The sequence below is a fragment of the Bacillus sp. ISL-7 genome (assembly GCF_018613065.1).
Map to the genome: position 1 here is coordinate 117,072 of NZ_JAGGQW010000031.1, position 20,001 is coordinate 137,072.

The 20,001-nt window shown below is 36.4% G+C and carries 21 protein-coding genes; 6 read left to right on the forward strand and 15 right to left on the reverse strand.

Going from position 1 to position 20,001, the window contains the following annotated elements:
- Positions 1-20: 20 nt before the first annotated feature.
- Positions 21-377 (reverse strand): DUF1360 domain-containing protein, encoded by a 357-nt coding sequence (locus tag J7E66_RS09770; protein ID WP_214999596.1) that lies wholly within the window; start codon positions 375-377, stop codon positions 21-23.
- A gap of 138 nt (positions 378-515) precedes the next feature.
- On the opposite strand from J7E66_RS09770, the gene J7E66_RS09775 reads away from it, so the two are divergent.
- Entirely contained in the window at positions 516-1,028 is a 513-nt protein-coding gene (locus tag J7E66_RS09775) for a CotY/CotZ family spore coat protein (protein ID WP_214999598.1), read from the forward strand.
- Positions 1,029-1,071: 43 nt separating this feature from the next.
- On the opposite strand, the gene J7E66_RS09780 is transcribed toward J7E66_RS09775, so the two are convergent.
- The 3 genes from J7E66_RS09780 to J7E66_RS09790 form a co-directional block, all read right to left on the reverse strand.
- Complete coding sequence (locus tag J7E66_RS09780) at positions 1,072-1,581, reverse strand: CotO family spore coat protein (RefSeq protein ID WP_214999599.1); 510 nt, start codon at positions 1,579-1,581, stop codon at positions 1,072-1,074.
- A 130-nt stretch (positions 1,582-1,711) separates the two neighbouring features.
- A complete protein-coding gene (gene fabI, locus J7E66_RS09785) occupies positions 1,712-2,482 on the reverse strand; it encodes an enoyl-ACP reductase FabI (protein WP_214999601.1) in 771 nt (256 codons plus the stop codon).
- 114 nt (positions 2,483-2,596) lie between these two features.
- The gene (locus J7E66_RS09790; RefSeq protein WP_214999603.1) at positions 2,597-4,456 is read right to left on the reverse strand and encodes a monovalent cation:proton antiporter family protein; all 1,860 of its coding nucleotides are present in this window, start codon (positions 4,454-4,456) and stop codon (positions 2,597-2,599) included.
- Positions 4,457-4,550: 94 nt separating this feature from the next.
- Between J7E66_RS09790 and prpE the strand changes: the two genes are divergently transcribed.
- Positions 4,551-5,291 (forward strand): bis(5'-nucleosyl)-tetraphosphatase PrpE, encoded by a 741-nt coding sequence (gene prpE, locus J7E66_RS09795; RefSeq protein WP_214713168.1) that lies wholly within the window; start codon positions 4,551-4,553, stop codon positions 5,289-5,291.
- 49 nt (positions 5,292-5,340) lie between these two features.
- Here the strand turns inward: prpE and J7E66_RS09800 are convergent, their stop codons facing one another.
- From J7E66_RS09800 to J7E66_RS09815, 4 genes are read right to left on the reverse strand one after another with little or no spacing between them, the layout of a single operon-like run.
- A complete protein-coding gene (locus J7E66_RS09800) occupies positions 5,341-6,246 on the reverse strand; it encodes an RluA family pseudouridine synthase (protein ID WP_214999605.1) in 906 nt (301 codons plus the stop codon).
- Positions 6,247-6,264: 18 nt separating this feature from the next.
- Positions 6,265-7,059 carry an NAD kinase gene (locus J7E66_RS09805; RefSeq protein WP_168242509.1) on the reverse strand — a complete coding sequence of 265 codons (795 nt, stop codon included), beginning with the start codon at positions 7,057-7,059 and terminating at the stop codon, positions 6,265-6,267.
- 53 nt (positions 7,060-7,112) lie between these two features.
- A complete protein-coding gene (gene yjbM, locus J7E66_RS09810) occupies positions 7,113-7,751 on the reverse strand; it encodes a GTP diphosphokinase (protein ID WP_214999607.1) in 639 nt (212 codons plus the stop codon).
- 19 nt (positions 7,752-7,770) lie between these two features.
- Positions 7,771-8,136 carry a UPF0738 family protein gene (locus tag J7E66_RS09815; protein ID WP_214999609.1) on the reverse strand — a complete coding sequence of 122 codons (366 nt, stop codon included), beginning with the start codon at positions 8,134-8,136 and terminating at the stop codon, positions 7,771-7,773.
- Between the two features lie 120 nt (positions 8,137-8,256).
- Here J7E66_RS09815 and J7E66_RS09820 point away from each other — a divergent pair, with 120 nt between their 5' ends.
- From J7E66_RS09820 to J7E66_RS09830, 3 genes are all read left to right on the forward strand, one after another.
- A complete protein-coding gene (locus J7E66_RS09820) occupies positions 8,257-8,847 on the forward strand; it encodes a CYTH domain-containing protein (RefSeq protein ID WP_214999610.1) in 591 nt (196 codons plus the stop codon).
- A 206-nt stretch (positions 8,848-9,053) separates the two neighbouring features.
- Positions 9,054-9,461 carry a globin domain-containing protein gene (locus J7E66_RS09825; RefSeq protein ID WP_168242505.1) on the forward strand — a complete coding sequence of 136 codons (408 nt, stop codon included), beginning with the start codon at positions 9,054-9,056 and terminating at the stop codon, positions 9,459-9,461.
- Positions 9,454-10,323 (forward strand): ClpXP adapter SpxH family protein, encoded by an 870-nt coding sequence (locus tag J7E66_RS09830; RefSeq protein ID WP_246869707.1) that lies wholly within the window; start codon positions 9,454-9,456, stop codon positions 10,321-10,323. The genes J7E66_RS09825 and J7E66_RS09830 overlap by 8 nt, the downstream gene beginning before the upstream one ends.
- Before the next feature lie 589 nt (positions 10,324-10,912).
- Here J7E66_RS09830 and pepF read toward each other — a convergent pair.
- The 5 genes from pepF to spxA form a co-directional block, all read right to left on the reverse strand.
- A complete protein-coding gene (pepF, locus tag J7E66_RS09835; RefSeq protein ID WP_214999612.1) occupies positions 10,913-12,736 on the reverse strand; it encodes an oligoendopeptidase F in 1,824 nt (607 codons plus the stop codon).
- Between the two features lie 450 nt (positions 12,737-13,186).
- Positions 13,187-14,077, reverse strand: coding sequence for a competence protein CoiA (locus J7E66_RS09840; RefSeq protein ID WP_214999614.1), 891 nt, complete (start codon positions 14,075-14,077; stop codon positions 13,187-13,189).
- 105 nt (positions 14,078-14,182) lie between these two features.
- Entirely contained in the window at positions 14,183-15,694 is a 1,512-nt protein-coding gene (cls, locus tag J7E66_RS09845) for a cardiolipin synthase (protein ID WP_214999991.1), read from the reverse strand.
- Between the two features lie 79 nt (positions 15,695-15,773).
- Positions 15,774-16,445: an adaptor protein MecA gene (mecA, locus tag J7E66_RS09850; protein WP_214999616.1), complete on the reverse strand. Its 672-nt coding sequence runs from the start codon at positions 16,443-16,445 to the stop codon at positions 15,774-15,776.
- Between the two features lie 307 nt (positions 16,446-16,752).
- Complete coding sequence (gene spxA / locus J7E66_RS09855) at positions 16,753-17,148, reverse strand: transcriptional regulator SpxA (protein ID WP_026566143.1); 396 nt, start codon at positions 17,146-17,148, stop codon at positions 16,753-16,755.
- A 589-nt stretch (positions 17,149-17,737) separates the two neighbouring features.
- On the opposite strand from spxA, the gene J7E66_RS09860 reads away from it, so the two are divergent.
- Complete coding sequence (locus J7E66_RS09860; RefSeq protein WP_088086078.1) at positions 17,738-17,923, forward strand: hypothetical protein; 186 nt, start codon at positions 17,738-17,740, stop codon at positions 17,921-17,923.
- 44 nt (positions 17,924-17,967) lie between these two features.
- Here J7E66_RS09860 and J7E66_RS09865 read toward each other — a convergent pair whose 3' ends face one another.
- A complete protein-coding gene (locus J7E66_RS09865) occupies positions 17,968-18,906 on the reverse strand; it encodes an ABC transporter ATP-binding protein (RefSeq protein ID WP_214999618.1) in 939 nt (312 codons plus the stop codon).
- The gene (locus tag J7E66_RS09870; RefSeq protein WP_214999620.1) at positions 18,907-20,001 is read right to left on the reverse strand and encodes an ABC transporter ATP-binding protein; all 1,095 of its coding nucleotides are present in this window, start codon (positions 19,999-20,001) and stop codon (positions 18,907-18,909) included.

A 20,001-nucleotide genomic window follows, 5' to 3' on the forward strand; every position in this document is an offset into this window, starting at 1 on the left:
GTCTTGTCTCAGCAAACACCTTATTTTTCGATAAAATACTGTACAATTGACTCCAATATTGATGCTATGCCAGCAACCGCTAAAATTAATATAATAGGGTAGGAAACGATTGGATATAGAAGTGATATACCGACAACTCCTATAGAAGTCCATATCCCTGTACACCAATAACAGCTAAGAAGTTCACCGAAGAACTTTTTGACCCCTTTTTCCTTTGGTAAATAATAAACCTCGATTTCACCATACTCATCTACTTCTTTGATTTCATTGAAAAAAGGCCCCCTAATAAATTCGGTTATTTTATCAAAAACAAATAATCTTGTTAGCCTAAAAGACGCAAGTGATAGAATAATCAGGTTTAATAAAGTTATTTTCATGTTGTGTATCCATGCTTCCTTTCATAGACATTTTTGTCGCCTAATTTACTCAAACAAGGCTATTGTCCGTTACCCAAAAGTGCTTTGTGAAATATGTTAATAATGTAAGATGTATATCGGATTAAGGAGGAAAAATAAATGGGTTGTGGAAATAATGATCATGATTTTCATAAAGGTAATTGTGTTTGCGAAGTCGTCCGTGCAATTAAGGATATCCAAGATAATGCTGTAGAAGAAGATGAATGTCCTGAATGTTCCAGTTGTTTCAATGAGCCACTTGGTACATTGGTTTCACCAGCAAGGAGAGATCCAGTTGATACTCGAGTGTTTGTTTTAAGTACTGCGGATGGTTCACCATTCCACGCTTTCTTTAGTACCGAAAACAATGCATGTGTATCCATCTACTTCCGTGTCGAAGATGTATTTGATAACTGCTGTGCTACACTTCGTGTATTAGTACCTGGTCGCCGTGAAGGTGGAACTTTCACCCCAGTAAACTTAGTTTCAGGTGGAGATAAGTGTTGTATTGACCTCGATAAGGTTTGTCAAGTTGAACGTTTCCGCGCAAGTAACGATTGCATAACAGTTGACTTAAGATGCTTCTGCGCTGTTCAATGTATTGCGGATGTTAACTTAGGAATTTGCAATTAAAAATATTGCCAGTCGGTATAATCGGCTGGCTTTTTTGTTGTCTCTATTTTTTGATTCCAATCAAGATAACCCCTTTAAGTGCCTGGACTGGCACTGTATTTGTTGATTGATCATGAAATCGAATCGTTACTTCGTCACCATCGTACACAGTTAAGTATCCCTGATAGTTTTTTTCTTCGGTAATAAAAACGCATGGTGGAGGCGGAAGGACTTTTGGATAGTTGATTAAATAATTCAATCGTTCTTTAATATCCATTTCTTTAAAGGGTTTCACCCTGTTAAAGGGAGAACGCTGTCTTTCCTGAATCGATGTTGGTGATTTTGTTGCTGGATTATCTGATCTAGATCCTTCCGTCCCTATTGGATCTTGAACTATTTCCTTTTTTAAAAGAGAGATTTTCTTTTTGCTTTCAGCCTCTAACAGCATTTCTTTCTCAATCAGCTCTTCTTCTTCCAGTCTGCTCGTATAAATGTCCTGCATGTTAGTTGCAGGAGTCCTTGCAAACGGCTGGTGTATATAGAGTAATGGTCCTTTACTTTTCTTTTCCGACATGCTCTGTACCTCCATTTACGTAATCCTACACATTATATTTATGCTAGAGGCCCATACGCGTTCATAGGAAAATAAGAAATTTACTGCAAGCAAAAAGGCCCGCATCAAATGCGGGCCTTCATCATCATCCTTATAGAATATGATATCCGGAATCAACATGAATGTTTTCGCCGGTAATTCCTCGTGAAAGATCACTGAAAAGGAACAAAGCAGTGTCTCCAACTTCTTCTGGAGTGGTAGCTCTACGTAATGGAGCTCTTTCTTCAATTTCTTTTAAAATTGAATTAAAATCACTTATTCCTTTTGCGGATAATGTTCGAATTGGACCTGCAGAAATTGAGTTTACACGTATGTTATCTTTTCCAAGGTCTGCGGATAAGTAACGAACACTAGCATCTAGAGAAGCTTTGGCTACACCCATAACATTATAGTTCTGGATTGCACGTTCTCCACCTAAGTACGTCAACGTGACAATGCTTCCACCTTCAACCATCAATCCTCGTGCTTCTTTCGCTACGGCTGTTAAGGAATATGAGCTGATATTATGAGCGAGCATGAAGCCCTCTCTAGTAGTGTTCATATACTCACCACTTAGTTCTTCTTTATTAGCAAATGCGATGCAGTGTGCTACCCCATGAATTGCCCCAACTGAATCTTTGATTTCAGCAAAGCACTTCGCAACGTCTTCATCGCGTGTAACATCACACGGTAAAACAAGTGTACCTTCAGCCTCTAACGAATTAGCAAGTTCACGAACACTGCTTTCTAATCTTTCACCTGCATAGGTAAAAATTAATCTTGCTCCTGCATTGTGCAATGAGCGGGCAATTCCCCATGCAATACTGCGTTTATTGGCAACACCCATTACTACATAAGTTTTTCCAGATAAAGAAAGATTCATATTGAAAAAGTCCTCCTACTATTACATGAGTTATTAGTACTTGGTACTAATTTTACACTAATTTACGACAAATGAAAAGTTCAACACATCAAACAACATTTTTTCAAAAATACTTTAACAGGTTTCGCAGAATTCTAACTCTCTTTTCAGTTCATCCACATATTCCTTCGATCCAGTAACAATCAAGCGGTCATTCGTTTGCAGCTCTGTATCTCCATGTGGGACGATGGAATCCTTACCACGGAAAATTCGGACAAATATGATATCTCCTGTAAAAGGAAATCTCCGTAAAGACATCCCATCAAATTGCCTATTCAGCATAACAATTTCATAAAGTCCTGTCTCCTGATTTGTTAATATATTTAACAAGGTTGGTGATTCAATTAATGCCCGGAGTAATACTTTGGTTGACATAAACGCAGAAAACACTTCTATATTATGCTCCCGTAAACTTTCCTCTAAATCAGGACTTTCTATTCGGGCAATGACCCTAGAAACTCCTTTTTCTTTCGAAGCTACAGAAAGTGTTGCATTTACTCTTTCATCACCTGTTGAAATCACTACAACTTCTGATTGAAAGACGTTTGTATTCTCCAACGTTTCAATGGAATAATCAGGAATTTCAACTATGTCAAAAAGAGAATTAGCAATTTGCTTTTCTGATTTCTCCATTTGAGTATGATACAAGATTGGATCATACAAGCCTGACTTTAATTCTCGTGAGACGGGCAATGTGGTCTGATTGGCACCTAAGAATGCCACGCTTACCCTTTTATTAGCGACCACTTCTTTAGGGAATAACTTTTTAAAAACAATCGGTGTAATAATAGACGTAATTACAGCAACCAATATTAATGTGCCACTCATCTGCGGGGTTATGATTTCTAACCTTTCTCCTATTGTCGCCGCTGCAATGACTAGGGAAAGTGTTGAAGTAAGTAAAAAACCCGCTGCAATGACTGTTTTCAACTCATACCAAATTTTCAAAATATACACGGGGATAAGTTTTGATAAAAGCAGCCCCAGTAATAGCAGCGGTATCATTAATAAGAGTTTTTTTTCATTAAAAAGGGACCAAATATCAAGATTTACTCCCACCATTACAAAAAAGATGGGAATCAAAAATCCATACCCGAATGAGTCTAGCTTATGTACAAGCTCTTGGTTCGGTGATAACAACGAAACAAGGACACCTGCTAGAAACGCTCCTAAGATGTTTTCTGCACCCACTGTTTCAGAAAGACCTACTAATACGATGATCAGTGTAAACACGGCCCTCGTCCCTATTTGAACGGTCCCTGTTGAAAGTGTTTCTATAAAGGTTCGATTTTTAAATCTTTTGCCAAGAAAATAAAGAACGATACCTGCGGCAAACAAAATAAGTAACAGCCACGTATTTCCATGTCCTGATTCATATAGCGATACAAAGACAGCAAGCAATATCATCGTCACTAAATCGGCTATAACCGCAACCAATAAGATAATTTGTCCGATGACGGTTTTCATCAGATGTGCCTCTTTCAAAGTAGGCACAACAACACCCAATGATATGGTCGAAATGATCAGCGTCATTAAAAAGGCATTCTCAATAAAACCTGCTATCACAAACAAAAAGGATAAACCCAGGGAGAAAATAAAGATACCTGCAAAGATTAGCCCCGCGACTACAAATGAATTGGGCTCTTTTTTTCCATTGGAAAGCTTTTTACGCAATTTCCTCCCAGCAAAGGCCGTGAAGTCTATCTCAAGTCCGCTTAAAAACATGAGAAAAATAAACCCTAAGGTCGATAGGGTTGAGAGCCACATATCTTCATGAACCACATCAAAACCGCTTTTACCGATTACCAATCCCATAATAATTTCAGCGACGACCACAGGGATATAATTCAATTTAAACCGATGTAAAAGAATCGGTGTTAAAAATGCCATTGTAACAACAATTAATAAAGAAATAACTGAAACCTGCTGCTCCATTCGTGTAACTCCTCTCAAAAAAGTTTTAGATTAGAATCCTTTTTATAAAAACTAACTCTTAGGCAAAAAATATCGATATAAGGGAGTTGAATTTATGAAAATTGATATAATCGGTGATATTCATGGGTGTTTAACGGAATTAAAGGAACTTACCATTACACTTGGTTATAAATGGGAGAACGGTATCCCAAGACATCCCAATAATAGAGTGCTGGGATTTCTCGGTGATTTAACAGATCGGGGACCTGCTTCACTTAACGTAATCGAAATTGTATGGCAGTTAGTCATTAAAGAAAAAACAGGCTATTACACACCAGGGAATCATTGTAATAAGTTATACCGTTTCTTCCTTGGCAACAAAGTTCAGATTGCCCACGGGTTAGAAACAACAGTTGCCGAATATGAATCATTATATAAAAAAGAGCAGCAATCCATTCGAAAAAAATTCACCGAACTTTATGAAAGGGCTCCATTATATTTAGTATTAGACAACAAAAAGCTTATTATTGCCCATGCAGGGATTAAGCAGGAATTTATCGGACAATCCCATGCTAAGGTCAAAGAATTTGTCCTTTACGGCGATATAACAGGTAAAAAACACCCTGACGGGTCACCGATAAGAAGAGATTGGGCCAAAGAGTATCACGGTGAAGCATGTATCGTTTACGGACATACTCCTGTGAATGAGCCAAGAATCATCAATAATACCTATAATATTGATACTGGGGCAGTCTTCGGAGGAAACCTAACCGCCTTAAGATATCCTGAAATGGAATTGGTTTCGATTAAATCTACTATGCCATATGTAGAGGAAAAATTTAAGCAATTTGATTGAAATTGAAAAAGCGGGATCGCACGCACGTTCAAATTAAAAAGGCTGCCTCCTATAAAAGCGAGTCAGCCTCTAAAATTTCACCCATATCCCTCGGTAATGGTGCAGTAAAAATCATTTCCTCTCCTGAAAATGGATGAATAAATTTTATTCTTTTACAATGAAGAGCCTGCCTAGCAATTAATGATCGGTCTCCCCCATACAAATCGTCACCAAGCAAAGGATGGTTTAAATAAGACATATGGACTCTAATTTGATGGGTTCGTCCGGTTTCAAGTGTGAGCTCCAAATAGGTAAATGCAATATGTTTCTCGATCACTTGATAATGAGTGCAGGCATATTGACCATCCGCACGAACTTCCCGCTCAATAATGCTGTCGTCTTTGCGGCCAATGGGCGCTGTAATCGTGCCACTATCTAGTGAAATCCTGCCTCCAGCAAAAGCTTCATATGTCCTTTTCACCTGCCCGCCCCGTTGCATCAAACTGAACAAGTGATGGACATGGCGATGCTTAGCAATTAGAACAATCCCTGAAGTATCCCTGTCAAGCCGAGTTACAATGTGCGTTGTTGCTTGTATCCCACTGCGCTGATAATAGCCTACAAGAGCATTTGCCAAGCTGTTTACGGGGTGTTCTCGAGACGGAATCGTATTCATTCCTGCGGGTTTATTAACAACCAACAAATACTTATCTTCATATAGAATCGTTAACGGGATTTCTTCGCCCTTTAGTCCCTCGCTAGGACTCTCCATGGGAAAAATAACCATTACTTCATCCCCAAATGCCAACCTGTATCGAACATTTACTTCTTCTCCATTTACTTGGATACTACCGCCCTTGAACTTAATATCCGTTAAGGCCGTTCGAGAAATCTCTTCCTTTTTTAAAAATTCTCTTAAAAGTTTTCCACTATCGCTTTCACTAATTTTCCACTTCATTTGAAACGGGGAAGTCATTATAATGGCCCCTTCTCGTCAATCTGAAATAAAGGAATCATGAACTCTTTTCCAAAAAGGAAACGGCCGGAAACGGGCAAAGCGAATTTTTTCTTCTGGCACCCTAAATTGGATTGATTTTACATCCTTATGAAGCAAGGTCAGATGGTCGATGGTCACTTGAAAATCAGACCGATTTACCGGTTTAAGCATACATGTATGGTGTGCAGGGAGAATAAGCGGCGAGCCTATTGTTCTAAAGACTTTGTTATTTATCGATGCCATCTCAGCCACTTGGAGTGCAGAAATCGACGGATGGATAATCGCCCCTCCAAGTGCCTTATTATAGGCGGTACTACCCGAAGGTGTTGAAACGCATAAGCCGTCCCCACGGAACCGCTCGAAATGCTGTCCGCGGATTTCCACATCCATGACGAGTGTCCCCTCGACACTTTTAACAGTTGACTCATTTAAGGCAAGATACCTTGATTCCTTCCCTGCATGTGAGTAACGGATAATCACTTCTAACAATGGGTATTCCACGACTTGATAGGGTGTTTTAGCAATCGCAATCACTAGCTTCTCAATTTCATCTGGGATCCAATCTGCATAAAAGCCGAGATGGCCTGTGTGAATTCCTACAAAGGCTGTTTTATCCAAACGGCTGCTATAGCGATGAAAGGCATAAAGGAGTGTCCCGTCACCACCAATGGAAACAACTATATCTGGTTGGTCCTCATCGTACACAAGATCAAAATCAAGTAAATAGGTCCTCATTTTGTGCATTAAAATATTTGATTTTTGATCTCCTTTTGATGTTATCGCAAATTTCATAGTATTTTTGCTCCTTGTGACTTGAATGGCTTTTCAAAAGACGGTTATGACAATTAATCCTTTTCTTCTTGTTTTAATTCTTTCTTTCTTGTAAAAAAGGCCTGAGCATCCTGAATTTCACCACGAATCAATGACATTTCCTCATCCAACCGAAATGCCGCTTCAGCTGCTCTTTTCAAACGCATTTGAATATCACTTGGAAAAACACCTTTATACTTATAGCTTAGCGTATGTTCTATGGTCGCCCAAAAATTCATTGCCAAAGTTCGTATTTGAATTTCCGCTAAGATTTTCTTTTCCCCATGTATCGTTTGAACGGGGTAGCTAATGACAACATGATAGGACCGGTACCCGCTTGTCTTTTTATGGGATATATAATCTCTATCCTCTACGATTTCAAAATCATTCCGGTTTCGTAATAAATCGACAACTGTATGAATGTCATCGACAAACTGACACATAATACGCATACCTGCAATATCTTGCATTTCCTCTTCCAATCTTTCTAGTGGTATTCCTTTCTGATTCGCTTTGTCAAGAATACTTGCGATTGGTTTGACTCTCCCCGTCACAAATTCAATCGGTGAATGAGTAGCATCGAGTTCAAATTGACCTCTCATCCCCTTTAATTTTACTTTTAATTCTGCAACAGCCTGTTTATATGGAGCTAAAAATTGGTCCCAATGCTTCATGATTTCACCTCAAAACAAATTAAGTTAAGAAAATACCCTCTACTTTTGTAACCAATTCTTTTCCATAATTACTATTACCTTTAATATTTGTTAAGAGATAATCAAATTCATCATGAAAATTTATTAGTTCTTTTTGCTCATCATTAAAGGTAGCCCAGACAGGTACCTTGTTTTCCTGTGCATTTTTTAAAAGCGGCCAGATTTGTTCATGTAAAACGATATATGTATAATCATTTTTATCTTCCATTAAGTAAATGAAAGAGTATTGGGCAGAATCTACAAGAATCTGTTCCCCAGGAACCAATTCAAGAATTGGCTCATTTGTTTCTAACATTAGTTTATCTTCTTTTATGTATGCCTTTAGGATTGCAATATTTTTCTTCATCTCTATACCTCCATTGTTCACCTACCTATTTTAGCATAATTCATCCATTTCTCCCAAGGATTGATGTTTAAGTTGGAAGTGAGATAATAAAGAAAACACTCAGTTGAAAGGAAGTACGGTATGACACAAAATATTGAAATTGAATTTAAAAATATGCTAACAAGATTAGAATATGAAGGCCTTCTTAAGTATTTCAAGATAGACAAAAGCCAAATATTCTCACAAGAAAACCACTACTTTGATACACCTGAATTTGATTTAAAAGGTAAAGACTCTGCACTAAGAATTCGTAAAAAGGGCGGGGCCTACGAAATGACCTTAAAACAGCCGGCATCTGTAGGGCTGCTAGAGACGAATCAGATAATAGGGGAAGAGGAAGCCTCTACCGCCATTCACCATGGGAGACTTCCAACAGGGATCATTCAGCGTCTCATCGAGGACTACCAAATTTCTTTTTCAACTATTAAATATTTTGGATCATTAATTACGGAGAGAGTAGAATTCAATTACAAACAAGGCTTACTGGTATTGGACCATAGTATTTATCTAACTGAAGAGGATTATGAATTAGAATATGAGGTTGAAAACTATCAGGTTGGAGAAAAAATTTTTCTTAAATTTCTTAAGCAATTTAAGATTCCTACACGAAAAACAGAAAATAAAATCCGCCGTTTCTATAGCAAAAAATACGAACTAACAAACCGTGATTAAATTCTTTAAATTAGCTAAAGGGAAGTTTCAATTTGGAATTTTTTCCAACATACTACTGCCTCTTTCTTCTATTAAGAATTGCTCACTTGGTACACATTAATAATGTGTTCAGAGTGACAAATTCACATTTTCAAAGCAATTAATTTGAGATATGAAATAGGCATTGTTAAAATAAATCTACATAATACTTTAAAGGAGTTGTCAACATGATTGAGAGAAAGCTTTCACCATTTGAATCCATTGGTGAAGATACATTACACCATCTTGTGGACACTTTTTATGGACTTGTTGCACAACATCCTGATCTTGCTCCAATATTCCCAAATCAATTTACAGAAATTGCTCGTAAACAAAAGCAATTCTTAACTCAATATTTAGGCGGCCCTGCATTGTATACAGAAGAACATGGCCATCCAATGATGCGTGCTCGCCATTTGCCTTTTCCAGTTACTCCAACACGTGCGAAAGCATGGTTATCTTGCATGACTCAAGCAATGGACAAAATTGGCTTAAATGGTCCAATAAGGGACGAATTTTATTCAAGACTTCATCTTACTGCCCAACACATGATTAACACGCCTGATGGCGAAGTTTTAGGTGAAGATCGTGAATAGTTCAAGATCTTCTGGCTCCAAGCAGCAATGTGGCGGAAATGAGAAAAAACCAATTGAGATTTATATGTTTATTGACCCATTATGTCCGGAATGTTGGGCATTAGAGCCCATTTTAAAGAAGCTTCAAATCGAATATGGCCGTTATTTTTCAATTAAGCATATTTTGAGTGGTCGATTAGCCGATTTAAATTTGAGTAAGAAAAAGAATTTTGAGAATCTCGCTCAAGTTTGGGAAAAGACTGCTAGCAGGTCAGGAATGTCATGTGATGGAAGCCTATGGTTAGAAAATCCCGTCGATTCTCCTTTTACAGTTTCAATAGCTCTAAAAGCAGCTGAATTGCAAGGGAGACGTGCTGGTCTTCGTTTCCTGCGAAGAATACAAGAGGGCTTGTTTTTAGAGAAACTAAATGTTTCTAATCTTGAAGTGTTAAAGGATTGCGCTAAGAGTTTAGGTTTAGATGTGGAGGAATTCATGTATGATATCCATTCCGAAAGTGCTGCGAAAGCCTTCCAATGTGATTTGAAGATCACATCTGAAATGGATGTACAAGAAATTCCTACGTTAGTATTTTTCAATGAAAATGTTGAGGATGAAGGAATTAAGATAACTGGTTCTTATCCATATGAGGTATATGTCCAAATTTTAGAGGAAATGCTCTCTGAAAAACCAGTGCAATCTCCCCCGCCTCCGTTAGAAACATTTATGAAATTTTTTAAATTTGTTGCCTCAAAGGAAATTGCCGTTGTTTATAATATGTCTATTTCACAAATTGAGCGGGAGATGAAGAAACTACTATTAAAGCAAGTGGTTGAACAAATCCCCGCTAAATATGGAACCTTTTGGAGATATATCGAAGAATAGAAAATGTCGTTTGCAAACGGCATTTTTTTATTTTAAGGCTATGTTAAAGGGGTATTGTTGGTTTTATAGCTAGTTGATTGGAGTTGAAATTTAACAGATCCTATAAAAAAAACGAAAATGCCTTGCAGCTTTTATACTGCAAGGCATTTTTCTATTATACGAACAAAGGGGATGGGAGAAATTTTTCACGGTTCAAACAAAGGGGTATATGTTTGTTGTGATCAACTTCACGTATATAATATAGCATGGGGTTAAAGATACTGACAATAAGTTTGTGCTTTATTTCACATAATTGTCAAATATCATAATTTCATGGAATGGACAATAGACATAATAGTACGAAGAATGAAAACTACTTTTTAAAAGGGTGGCCATGTTCGATGAGAAAATTCCCTTTCATTATTATGGTACTGTTTATTTTGATTGCCTTTTTCCTCCAAGTACTCGCATTATTAAAGATCTTCCCTCTATTGCTTAGTACACCAATATTGATTGTATCCATTTTTATTTTCATTTTTTACCTTAATGATAGAAAACGATTCAGAGGATTTTAAAAGGGATGGCTGCCAACAGGCACCATCCCCTTTATTTATGCTTTTGATAACAATTGTTCTAATTCATTCAATTTCTCTTCAAATACCTTACAAGCATTTTTGATTGGCTCTGCACTTGTCATATCTACACCAGCTTTTTTCAGCACTTCAATTGGATAATCTGAACTTCCCGAACTTAGAAAGTCAATGTATCTTTTGACTGCTGGCTCGCCCTCTTCTAAAATTTGCTTGCTTAATGCAGTGGCTGCACTAAAACCAGTTGCATACTGGTAAACATAATAATTGTAATAAAAATGAGGAATTCTCGCCCATTCTAATCCGATTTCCTCATCAATCACAATATCCTCATCACCGAAATATTTTTTATTCAATTCGTAATAGCTTTCCGTTAATGCATCCGCTGTTAATGCCTCGTTATTTTGTGCCTTTTGATGGATGATGTGTTCAAATTCCGCAAACATGGTTTGACGGAACACGGTGCCTCTAAAGCCTTCTAAATAATGATTGAGTAAGTATATTCGTTTTTGTTCATCATCAATTGTTTTTAATAAGTAGTCATTTAGGAGTGCTTCATTGCAGGTTGAAGCCACTTCAGCAACGAAAATAGAATAGTTACCGTAAGGATATGGTTGTGATTTCCGTGTATAGTAACTGTGAACAGAATGGCCAAATTCATGGGCAAGCGTAAATAAATTATTTACATTATCCTGCCAGTTCATTAGAATATACGGATGTGTACCGTATGCTCCTGAAGAATAAGCCCCACTCCGCTTTCCTTTATTTTCATGCACATCAACCCAGCGATTTTCAAAGCCCTCTGTTAATATTTTCGAATATTCCTCGCCTAATGGGGCTAACCCTTTAATGACTAAATCCTTAGCCTCATCGTATTTAATTTCCATTTTTACATCCTTCACAAGTGGAGTAAATAAATCGTACATATGAAGCTCATCAAGCCCAAGCACTTTTTTACGAAGCTTTACATAGCGATGTAATAAATGAAGATGATCGGTTACCGTATTTACAAGGTTATCATAAACACTCTCTGGTATATTATTAGCGGAAAGGGCTGAATGTCTAGCTGAATCATATTTTCTTACACGTGCATTAAAATTATCCTTCTTCACATTTCCACTTAATGTACTTGAAAATGTATTCTTAAATTCACCATACGTTTTATAAACGGCTTTAAACGCATCGTGTCTTACTCTAGGATCTGAGCTTTCTAAAAAGCGAATATAACGGCCATGAGTAATTTCTACTTCTTCGCCATTTTCATCCTTGATAGATGGAAATTGAAGGTCCGCATTGTTTAACATTCCAAACGTATTGCTAGAAGCATCCATCACTTCACTCGCTTCAGCTAGCAATGCTTCCTGCTCCGCTGTTAGGACATGTGGTCTTTGCAAATTAATTTCAGCTAGAGCATGCTCATATAATTTTAGTTCTGGTTTCTCATTTAAGAAGCTAGTTACTTTGCTCTCGTCTTGCGAGAGAACTTCTGGAACAATATAAGCCAACTGGCTGGCTGCTTGTGAATATAGATTTTTCATTCTGTCATCCAAGCCCTGGTAAAAAGAGTTCGTCGTGTCTTGGTCATAGCGCATATGTGAATATGTATAAAGCTTTCCAATTCGTTCTAACAGCTTGTCTTGGAACTGAAGTGCTTGATACAGTGTCTCTGCACTTTCCCCTAATTTCCCTTCGAATTCTTTAATCCCTGGGATTTGAGCTTTTACCTCTTGAAACTCTTTTTCCCATTCCTGGTCACTCGAAAAAATATCTTCTAATTTCCATGTATCTTGTTCAGGGATTTCGCTTCGTGCTGGCAGCGATTTTACTGCAGTTTCATTTGCCATCTTTCATCCTCCATTCTATATTCGCCCTACTTAAAGAAATGATCATTACATTATATTCTCCTTATCTTTTCAAACTCCTTTTCACAATTAGCAGCTAGGAAACTATTTACACTTTTATATAGTATGCCCTTATACATATTTTCATTTATTTATTTAAAAGGATTCGCTGATATTTTTGAAAAAATATCAGCTTCGCTCCCTCTCTTTCTCGATTGGACTTTGGAATCGATATCTTCCGTTTCAATTGGTAACTAGTATCTCCTTTTCTTGATATCAAACCCAATTGCTCTAACAGTAAAAGGTAATCGAAAATGGCTAATATCGGATTCACTTTTTCAAGCTGTGATAAATTTCTTACAATGATTTCATTTTTCTTAATTCTCTTATTTAAATGGCATTTAATTTCATATAGGGATATTAAATCATCGGGGCTTTTGTCGGCGATTATATCTATAAAAAATACGTTTGCCAAATGATCGGTGGTGTTTGGAGAAGTAGTGCGTGATGGACGGGAAGACCAATTTCTGGCGGTAATAAGAAAAGATTAAGGTTTTTGTTATATATTTCATGAAAAAAAGATTTATGCTGATTCCCTGGATGAAGAGCCCAATTTAGATTAAATTTTTCATTTTCACTATTCCAGCTTGATAGATTAAACTCATTGCCCATTTTGGGTTCCAATAAATCACTTAAGTCTATTTTTTTTATAGGATAAAAGGAATGATTAGCGAAGGCATTTTTTGTGGAATAGGGAGTGATTGATTCAACCAAATGAAATTGTTGTTTTTCGGGGCAATATGATGGAATATAGAACTTTCCAGAAGTAGTGGTCCGTAAAAATAAGTACTGAAAGTTTGACAATGCAACGATATTCCTCTTTTTAATGATTATTTTGTTGCTAGAAAGAATCCATAGTGGAATGTACCCATTCTGAAGATATGAATTCGTCCGCTTAATAAAAATGCTCTCTGGAATGGTTGAGCATTGAAACTCTAACGCGTATTTCTTTCCATTATAATTGAACATGATATCAGGTCGCTGTTGAATATCCCTATCATAGTACTCTAAATCGGAAGGAATCTTTTGTCTTATCAGCCACTGATAGAGTTGACGTTTTCCCTTCATGTGGTAATTCGATTCGCTTTCATAAAAATCACGGCAAGCTCCCCCCTGCTTATGGGCAAAATGAAAAATCCGCTGATCTCCTAATTTTAGCAAAACACTTTCCCCACAAATAGGGCAAAAAAATTCTTCTTTGCTGCGAAGGGCCAAAAGAGTGTCTTTTTTGTAATCAAGCCCTAGACAGATTTTTTCACCAATTTTTGTTTGTGCTGTTAACAATTATTTCTCGCCTCCTTCAACTATCATAATTCGCTATAATTATCATTAATTCCTTTTAATAGCAAAAAAAACTCGCCAATTCGACGAGTTTTTTATCATGGCTTCTTAGAGTAAGGGCGATAGTAACCGAGCTGTTGATTCAAGTACTCTTAAACCCAGATGTCTTTCATGAAAAATTGTTTTATCCAGCTGTTTAGAATATTCAAGGTCATTAATATATTCATCAACTAGCTTCTGAGTACTTTTAGTACGGAATAAGAATGCATTTACCTCAAAATTCAAATGGAAGCTCCTCATATCCATATTGGATGTTCCAATCGAGGCTAGTTCATGATCAACGATAACAATCTTACTGTGCATAAAGCCCCGTTGGTATTCATATACCTTAACGCCTGCTTCTAAAAGCTCTGGGAAATAAGATCTTGATGCATGAAAGACGATCCGTTTATCAGGTTTATTGGGTACTAGGAGGCGTACGTCTATACCACTTAGTGCTGCAACTTTTATTGCTGAAAAGATATCTTCATCTGGAATAAAATACGGTGAAGCAATCCAAACTGATTTTTCCGCACTTGCAATCATTGAGAAAAAGATATTTTTGATAACACTCCATTCGTTATCAGGCCCTCCAGCGATGAGTTGAACACCACCGTGACTTTCATTATCATTTTGGGGTGATAAGTATTCGGCTGTTAGGAAACTGTGATTAGTCATGTAATACCAGTCTTGTAAAAAAATTAGCTGAAGTGTTCGAACAGCTTCCCCACGAAGCATTAAATGCGTATCACGCCAAAAACCAATGTTCTTATCTCTTCCTAAATATTCATCTCCAATATTGAGCCCGCCAACAAATCCAATCGTCCCATCTATTATGATCATTTTACGATGATTACGGAAATTAAATTTATTATTTAAAAAAGGCAGTTTTACAGGCCCGAAAATCACCATTTCTATCCCTGCATTTCTTAGGTCGTTTATATAAGACTTGGACAACTGCCAAGAACCCACTGCGTCATATAAGAAACGAATCTTTACACCTTGATGGGCCTTTTCAATAAGAATATTTTTAATTTCTTGACCAATATGGTCGTGACGAACAATATAATATTCAAGATGGATATGATGCCTAGCTTTTTTTAGTTGTTCTAAGATATGGTGAAATGTTTCTTCTCCATTTGTTAAGATTTTTGTGGAGGTATCAAAGGAAATTGGACTATTCCCCAGTTTTTGAGCCAAATTGAATAATTTACCTTGGTGTTCCCCCATTAAGCTAAGCTTTTCATCACTTCTTGGATCATCCTCACCTTCAACTGTCAAAAACGCTTGCTTATCTAAGAAATACTTCTTCCTAAACATCTTTTCTTTCCGATAATTTCGGCCAAAAAGGAGGTAAAAAATAAAACCAACCAAAGGAAAGCTACCTAGAACTACTAACCAAGTGATCGTTTGAGTTGGGTGGCGGTTCTCAAGGAAAATAACAAAGCCAATAAAAATAACTGACAGTGTAACCAAAACACTTAGGACTCCAAAGATCCCACTTGCTAATCGATCCTTAAAGAAAAACAATAGTACGGATAATACCGCCAAAAATATAATAACCCTTACTGTGTTTTTCAGTGCCCTCACCTACCCGAGTTTTTTCAGGAAACAGTTAATGTTAAAAATACCGATTTCAATATTGAAATCGGTACATTAATTAGCGAAAATGTTTTCGTAATTCAGTAAAAACATTTCCAGAAATTATTTCTTTACCATATTCTTGAATACGATGAATGGTAAGTTGTGTTTCAAAACCGTACTCAAGCAAAATACTTAATATATCGTCAATTTCATCTTCTTCAAATAAGTCTTCAGGAAATTCAATATATAAATAGTATTTTCCTTCAAAATGATACAGCATTGTCACTAAATCATCCAATCCTGAACGATTAGATAAGCTAATAACATCCTCAAAGTCTTTAAAGCCAATGAGGAATTCTAACGTTTCTTCCTCAAGAATTATATCTTCCTCATCTGAATGATTGCGATTAAAATGATGATCCAAAAGATCTTCAATCTTATCATCAGCAGGAAAATCTTTTATTTTTTCATTAGGAATGGGGAGTTCAAACTTTTCTCCATCTTTTGACAACTGTGCTTTGGTAACCAGAACCTCTAAGCCTTTATCAAGTGCTTGGACTTGAATCCAAAGAGGACCTTCAATAACAAATTCTTCCTCATCATGGACTTCATCCATCATTTCCCAAAAGAGTTCTTCACTACGTTCGCGATTGTACCAAATCTCTTCACGGTCAAAGCCTCTTTCCTCTATATCACCATATGAAATGTAAAACTTCACTGTATTTTCATTAATGCGTTCAATCTCCATTAAAAACCTCTCCCTTCCGTTTTCCAGATTGAAGGGACTAAATACCCCCAAGCAGATACTGCCTTAGCATTTACTTAATTTCAAAAAAATTTTCATAAGGGTGTAAAAAAGTAAATACTTGTGTACTTTTATTTTATGTTAAAAGTACTAATAAGGGAAATAAAAAAGGCTGAAATCTAAAAAACCGTGTTAATACCTATTCAACTTAGTTAAGATTTTCATTATATTGTAGCAAAGTGGAATAGAAACCACAACGATATTATTTTTTATATACAAAAAAAGACCTCCAAAAAGAAGGCCTATTTATTTAATTAACCATACGCTGTGCTTCGCGCAACTGAAACGTTCGGACTCTTCTTGGGAGGAATCGTCTGATTTCATCCTCATTATATCCAACTTGTAAACGTTTTTCATCGATTATAATCGGTCTGCGCAAGAGACCAGGATTCTCTTTTATTAATCCAAATAAATCCTGAAGCGGCATTGCATCTAAGTTAACGTCTAATTTTTGAAATGTCTTTGATCTTGTTGAAATAATTTCATCCGTACCATCTTCAGTCATCCGAAGTATTTCTTTTATCTCTTCCATTGTTAATGGTTCGGAGAAAATATTTCTCTCTGTGTATGGTATTTCATGTTCTTCTAACCATGATTTGGCTTTCCTACATGATGTACAACTTGGTGAAGTGTATAGTGTAACCATTCGATCTTCACACTCCTCTTTTATTTGCGTCTATTTATTGATATATCCCGTATATTGAATTATTAAACCAATTTATTATAATCAAGTTAAATCATCTTTCAATAATCATTATAAATAAGTAATTTATATCATTGATTATACACCACTGTTTCTTAAAAGGGTATCTTTTTTTCAAAAAATATTGTAAGACGAAAAACAATTCAAAAATTTGTTGTATCACTATATTAGACGAATAATTCTCCTAAAAGTTTCATATTTTTTTATTATTTCATCTTGAAATTTTTCAATAATCATTATTCCTCTTCCTATAATGTTCGTCTATAATGTGTAATTAAGAGTTTGTCATCCAGAAATAAATTGTTTTCACTACTTTAATAATTTTATTTCTCTACGGCAAAAAACGATAAACCAAAATTCTATTCTCAATTAAAAATTTGCAGTGAAAACGCATTCATTTATTTTAAAAATCAAATCGAAAGTTATTTAATTTCCACTTTAAATAAACGGTAAGTTCTTTTACAATAAAGGAGGGATATTAATATCGTGCTACGAATATTCAAATCAGCTGATAATGAAGGGGGTTAATACTATGGGAGCATACATATTGGATTTAACTATTGTTGCTTTACTAATTGTAGGAATTACTGCCCTAATGGGTGTTATTACAAACAGTTTTGGTGAAAAAGTGTTTGGTGGTAAAAATCGAAGTGAATTTGTTGATGAAAGTGCTAAATACCAGACTGGATGGAAAACTGTCGGGGGCAATAAGAAATAATAAACAAAAAAAAACGATCTCGCAGCGAGATCGTTTTTTTTGTTTTATTTAGATTGTACTTTGTATTGTTTGAACTCTTTTTCCGAGCATAGAACAAAGTGACCAGGAGTCACCTCTCTAAATTCAACTGATTCATTAGGCTCGTAGTTATGACTAGCTGGATCATATGATTTCCGTTTCCGTGTCCGTTCACTGATTGGATCTGGAGCAGGAATCGCTGATAAAAGTGATTGTGTATACGGGTGCAGTGGATTTTTATAAAGTTCATCGGCAGGTGCAAGTTCTACCATTTTACCAAAATACATAACACCGATACGATCACTAATGTATTTTACCATTGAAAGATCATGGGCAATGAAGAGATAGGTTAAGTTTTTCTCTTTTTGAAGTTTTTTCATTAAGTTAACAACCTGCGCTTGGATAGAAACATCCAACGCTGAAATAGGTTCATCAGCAATGATAAATTCTGGTTGAACAGCAAGGGCACGTGCAATACCAATTCGCTGACGCTGACCACCACTAAATTCATGAGGATAGCGGTTCGCATGCTCTCTATTCAAGCCAACGGTTTCTAAGAGCTCATATACTTGCTCCATCCGATCTTTTTTTGAATTTGCCAAGCCATGGATATCAATTCCCTCGGCAATAACATCAGCTATTTTTAATCTCGGATTTAATGACGCATATGGATCTTGGAATATCATTTGCATTTTCCGATTAAAATCTTTTAATTGTTTTTTAGACTTTTTACCGTGGACGTTAACTCCATCGTATAAAACTTCGCCGCCAGTAGCATCGTATAAACGGATTATTGTTCGACCTGTTGTTGATTTACCACAACCAGACTCTCCTACTAATCCCATTACTTCACCTTTAAATATATCAAAAGAGACATTATCTACTGCTTTTACTTCGTTCACTTTACCTTCATTAAAATATTGCTTTAAATTTTTAATCTCAAGTAATTTTTCTCTTTGAGCCATTTATTTCCCCTCCTTTATTCCAGGGAATTGACCTTGATTCGTTTTCTCTAGAGTAGCTACTGGAGTATTTCCTGCAAATTGATTTTGGCGTCTTTTTACAGCCTCAGGTGGGTTAACCTTTGGTGCATCAGGATGTAACAGCCATGTTGCTGCATAATGTGTGTCAGAAACTTTAAAGAAAGGCGGCTCTTGCTCTAAATCAATTTTCATAACAAATGGATTACGTGGCGCGAACGCATCCCCTTTTGGTGGATCTAATAAATCCGGTGGTGTTCCCGGGATCGAGAATAGTTCATCATCTTGGGTGTCCATATCAGGCATTGAACTGATTAATCCCCATGTATATGGATGCTTGGGATTATAGAAAATCTCATCAGCAGTTCCAATTTCAACTATTTTCCCTCCGTACATAACAGCAACACGGTCGGCTACATTAGCAACTACACCAAGATCATGTGTAATAAAGATAATCGATGTATCGATTTTCTTTTGAAGATCTTTCATTAATTCAAGAATTTGTGCTTGAATGGTAACGTCAAGCGCTGTTGTCGGTTCATCTGCAATGAGAACTTTCGGGTTACATGCCAAAGCAATAGCGATAACAACCCTTTGCCTCATACCACCTGAGAACTGATGCGGGTATTGATCTACACGTAACTCTGCCTTAGGAATACCAACTAGCTTTAATAATTCAATTGCTCTTTCCTTTGCAGCGTGTCTGCTCATGTTTTGGTGTTTGATAAGCGGTTCCATAATCTGATTGCCAATTTTCATCGTTGGATTTAAAGAAGTCATCGGATCCTGAAAAATCATTGATATATCTTTTCCACGGATTTTTTGCATTTCTTTATCTTTTAATTTTGTTAAATCCTTGCCATCAAATAGAATCTGGCCGCTTTTAATTTCTGAATTTTGCTCAGGAAGTAAACGCATGATTGATTTGGTTGTTACAGATTTACCGGAACCTGATTCACCCACAATGGCTAAGGTTTCACCATTATATAAATCAAAACTTACGCCACGAATAGCTTTAACTTCACCCGAAAAAGTATGAAATGAAATATTTAAATCTTTTACTTCTAAAATTTTCTCCAT